This is a genomic window from Paenibacillus sp. NAIST15-1 (assembly GCF_001894745.1).
In the GTDB taxonomy this organism is placed as follows: Bacteria; Bacillota; Bacilli; order Paenibacillales; family Paenibacillaceae; genus Paenibacillus_B; species Paenibacillus_B suaedae.
This window is the reverse complement of record NZ_BBYF01000036.1, coordinates 1-3,788: the sequence shown is the minus strand read 5'-3', so window position 1 is coordinate 3,788 and position 3,788 is coordinate 1. Positions and strand designations below refer to the sequence as shown.

Sequence of the window (3,788 nt, the reverse complement as noted above, 5' to 3'; positions counted from 1 at the left end):
AGAGTCGTCTCACAAGTAGTAAAAACCTACTTATGGGACAGCCCCTTTCTTTGAATACTGTGCTCCGGTACCGCCAACGGAAAGGCCAAGCGATGTCAAAGCCTCTTCGATTGCCGGCTTTATCATTCATCCTGGATTCCCGGCAACTCATAACGTTGTTACAAATGGCAATCCTAAAACATCAGCTATTGTTCCGCGTTTTTATTAATTACTCCTTTAATCCTTCTAACTCCAGCAGCAGAAGATTGTTCTTTTTTAATACTGAACTTTCCTAATCTTGTTATATACCCTGCATCACTATTAGCTGGCTCCGCACCATCATTAATTAGAAAAGTAGCCGCTCTCACATGATCAAGTATGATTCTAAACGACTTTAAATCGTCAGCATATTGTTTACCACTTAACCCCATCAATTTTTTCTTGGGATTAAGGAAGAAAGCCGTATTATAAATATCCTTGTCACCATTAAGGGCTGTTGCAACCCTTTCTAATCCGCCTCCATAATCAATATTGGGATTTTGCATTTTTACAAATCCTGTGTCTTCTTTTTTGTAACACATAAATACGTTGTTCCCAATTTCTAAAAACCTCTCGCTTACAGAAGCAGGATGATCCAGTGAATCACCGGCTGGTTCAAGATCATAGAACATTTCACTATCAGGCCCACCCGGTTCACCAACAGGCATATCCAATGGACTTCCGGCTCAACTCCACCAATTTTCTTTTTCATCGTATAAGAATATTCTTCCACCTCTAGATGCCCCATATTGATAGGGATCATCTTCAATGATAGGTTCTATACCAACTGATTTAAATTTTTCTGACCAGATTTGAATGGCTTCCGTATCTTTCTGTCTATTCAAATCATCACTTCCTATAAAAGCACTGATATACAGCCTGCCAGGATCAATTCCTAATTCGATAATATGCCAATTCCAAATGGCATCGATTTGCTTTTTCTTATAGTTATTTTCATTTGCTTTAAACTCCCATCGACCTATCATTTCAAAAAATGTCAGATGCGACGTATCTCCTACTTCATCAATATCCACTGTCCACACTTCTGAATATTAGCAATCTCATTACCTATCGGATGCTTTTCCCCCAATAAACATGGAACCATAGGTTGCATTTCACTTCCTGTAAACAACGTTGAGGGATCATTTTCTGGTAACAAGCTAGAAGAGGGCACTTGGCTAGCCCCTATTCCTTTCATAAAATCAATATATGATTTTCTTAACTCATCTGGTGTCATTTTCACCACGCTCAATACCTCCAAACGAAAATGAATGAAAAAGAAAGAATTAGTTTCTATGTGTCCAAATTTATTGGGTTAATCCGGAGGCATCTCCTAAATCTTGATTACTATCTAATGAATAGGTTAATGATACTGTCTCGCCATCGAAAATCGCCTCATTAATAGTGAACGCTATGCCTTGGCTCTCTTGCGACATATTGATCTCATTCGAAAATTCTTTGTAATCATGGTAAACCCCAGTTCCAATTATTCTAAAAATATCTCTGATTATAGAGATATTGTTCGCATAAGCTGGGAACGCAGCTCCCAATGCTGCCGTTGATATGCAAGCTACAATCACAGCGGCCGTAATGCCCTTGATCCAAGTTCGTTTCTTTCGATGGATTGTTTCTTTCACGGCTTTCTTGACTCTAGCCCATTCGATTTCACTAACCCTAATCTCCTCGAATTCCTTGTCATCGATATCTACATCGTTCAATAGTTCATAAATAGCATGACGAATATTTTGAAATCCAGAAGATTTGGCAAAGCACTGTTTTACCATGTTCGATCAGATTATTGAGATGCTTGACGGGGTCAATGTTTTGTACGCACATAAAAAAGCCTTTCATTTTTGATAAATTAGATATTCATATTCTGACCCAACGCATGAATAATAGATCTTAATAAAAACTTAAGATAAAATTTCTGTTTTCTTTAAATATATATTCTATAATTTAATGCACAAATATGAAAAATCTCTTTAAAAGAAGATACAGTTTTCTGTAGCGTTTATATGGGGATTTAAAGAAAAATAAACACGATATTTTCACTTAGTATAGTCATCTTTATTAACAACAAAATCTACGGTTTATTAGGAGAACAATTTATGAGTAAAAGAATAAAAGAATTAGATTCTATAAGAGGTTTAGCCGCTATTGCAGTGGTATTTGGGCACTTTTGTTTAATGCTACCATCATTGCCTAATTCTATTAAATTCTCCCCTCTTAGGTTTTTATGGGCTGGTGGAGAAGCTGTAATCATTTTTTATGTACTTAGTGGTTATGTACTATCTATGGCACTTTATCATTCAAAAACAAATTATTGGGGATATTTAATTAAGCGATTTGTACGAATCTATATCCCTTATTATGTCTGGATTTTCATCACCTTCGCTTTATTCGTTTTATTTTCGCCGTATGAGGTGATGGGATTACGAGATTGGTTCTATGATAAGTGGCAGGGTTCTATAACAAAATTAGATATTATCAATCATATTGTACTTCTAAACAATTTTTTTACAGACAATTACAACCCGGTGATCTGGTCATTGGCTCAAGAAATGCGTATATCTATCGTGTTCCCCTTGCTGTTCCTTCTTTTTTATAAACAGAGTTGGAAGAAAACGATACTGTTTGCCATGAGCTTTTCTTTAATTAGTATTTTCCTTAATATGTTGCATATTGGGAAAGCTGAGGGATTTTATAATGGTTACGCCGATACACTGCATTTCACGTCAATGTTTATGGTTGGAATGCTACTTTTTAAACATCAGGAAGAACTTACTCAATTATATAAAAATATGAAAAGTATAAATAGAAAACTACTTATCGCATTAGGGGTCTTTCTGTATTTATACTCCATTTTGATTTATGGGCTTTCTCAAAATGATACTACTTTCTTATTAAAAGATTGGGGTGTCGTAATTGGTGTTAGTATAATAATCATTATGGCAATCAATAACCTAAAGGTAAAAACTATTTTAAATAAGGGTGTATTTGTATACTTAGGGGAAATTTCATATAGTATCTATTTATGTCATTTTCCAATCACGATGGTACTGTTTAAACTTTTGTATGCTAAGATACCTACCCTTTTTCTTCTTATCTTATGTATTACAACGACAATACTTTGTTCTATATTATCATACCATTTAATTGAAAAGAAATGTATCAATTGGGCAAAACAAAGAACAACAAAGTTCAAAAAAAAGGTGTGATACTTGCAGCATCTGAAATTGTTGTTAAATGATTATGTGAACTGGTACAATAAACACCGGATTCACGGAACACTAAGCTATATGAGACGAGTTGATTACAGAAAATTAGCCCGTAAAAAAGTTGTCTAGTTTAGTATTCACAATCCACATGCGGATCAAGAAAAATGGTTAATGTAGAATTGCTGGATGCTTACAGTAGTCACAATAACCGTATCTGCGGTTATCAGAAAAACAAGACTATATTACTTTGTTGCGAAGTCAAATTTTATAACGAATGGAAGAAAGAGCAAAGGAGTAGCATTCGCTACTCCTTTTTGTTTTAACTAGAGTCGTTCAATAAGTTCCCCACGCCAGTCAGTATCAAATGTATTTCGAATATATCATTCCAACACTGATGCTTTTGAATCTATCAAATTTCCATTGAGTGTAATAGGAGTTGAACCATCAAACTTAACTGTTTTAGAAGCCCCAGTACCAAAAAATAAACTTAAGCTGGTAACTATACCGGATTAACCCCATAAATTTGGACACATAGAAACTAATTCTTTCTTT

Annotated in this window: 4 protein-coding genes and 1 pseudogene; 2 read left to right on the top strand and 3 right to left on the bottom strand. The window is 34.9% G+C overall.

Translation table 11 applies throughout. The features are described from left to right. Positions 1–185 precede the first annotated feature (185 nt). From PBN151_RS32205 to PBN151_RS30130, 3 genes and pseudogenes are all read right to left on the bottom strand, one after another. Positions 186–1,004, bottom strand: a pseudogene (locus PBN151_RS32205) (alanine--tRNA ligase-related protein). 29 nt (positions 1,005–1,033) lie between these two features. Next, complete coding sequence (locus tag PBN151_RS32405; protein ID WP_265332145.1) at positions 1,034–1,255, bottom strand: alanine--tRNA ligase-related protein; 222 nt, start codon at positions 1,253–1,255, stop codon at positions 1,034–1,036. 70 nt (positions 1,256–1,325) lie between these two features. Beyond that, a complete protein-coding gene (locus PBN151_RS30130) occupies positions 1,326–1,802 on the bottom strand; it encodes a DUF4179 domain-containing protein (RefSeq protein ID WP_083545402.1) in 477 nt (158 codons plus the stop codon). A gap of 324 nt (positions 1,803–2,126) precedes the next feature. On the opposite strand from PBN151_RS30130, the gene PBN151_RS30125 reads away from it, so the two are divergent. Together PBN151_RS30125 and PBN151_RS30120 are read left to right on the top strand one after the other, a co-directional pair. Then, on the top strand, positions 2,127–3,236 hold the full coding sequence (locus PBN151_RS30125; RefSeq protein ID WP_072732264.1) for an acyltransferase family protein: 1,110 nt from the start codon (positions 2,127–2,129) through the stop codon (positions 3,234–3,236). Positions 3,237–3,239: 3 nt separating this feature from the next. Next, positions 3,240–3,365, top strand: coding sequence for an IS3 family transposase (locus PBN151_RS30120; protein WP_083545401.1), 126 nt, complete (start codon positions 3,240–3,242; stop codon positions 3,363–3,365). The last annotated feature ends 423 nt before the right edge of the window (positions 3,366–3,788 follow it).

What these genes read in the sequence shown, in the direction of transcription:
- PBN151_RS30125 (WP_072732264.1), top strand. Translation starts at nt 2,127, where the DNA reads ATGAGTAAAAGAATAAAAGAATTAGATTCTATAAGAGGTTTAGCCGCT.
- PBN151_RS32405 (WP_265332145.1), bottom strand. Translation starts at nt 1,255, where the DNA reads ATGACACCAGATGAGTTAAGAAAATCATATATTGATTTTATGAAAGGA.
- PBN151_RS30130 (WP_083545402.1), bottom strand. Translation starts at nt 1,802, where the DNA reads ATGGTAAAACAGTGCTTTGCCAAATCTTCTGGATTTCAAAATATTCGT.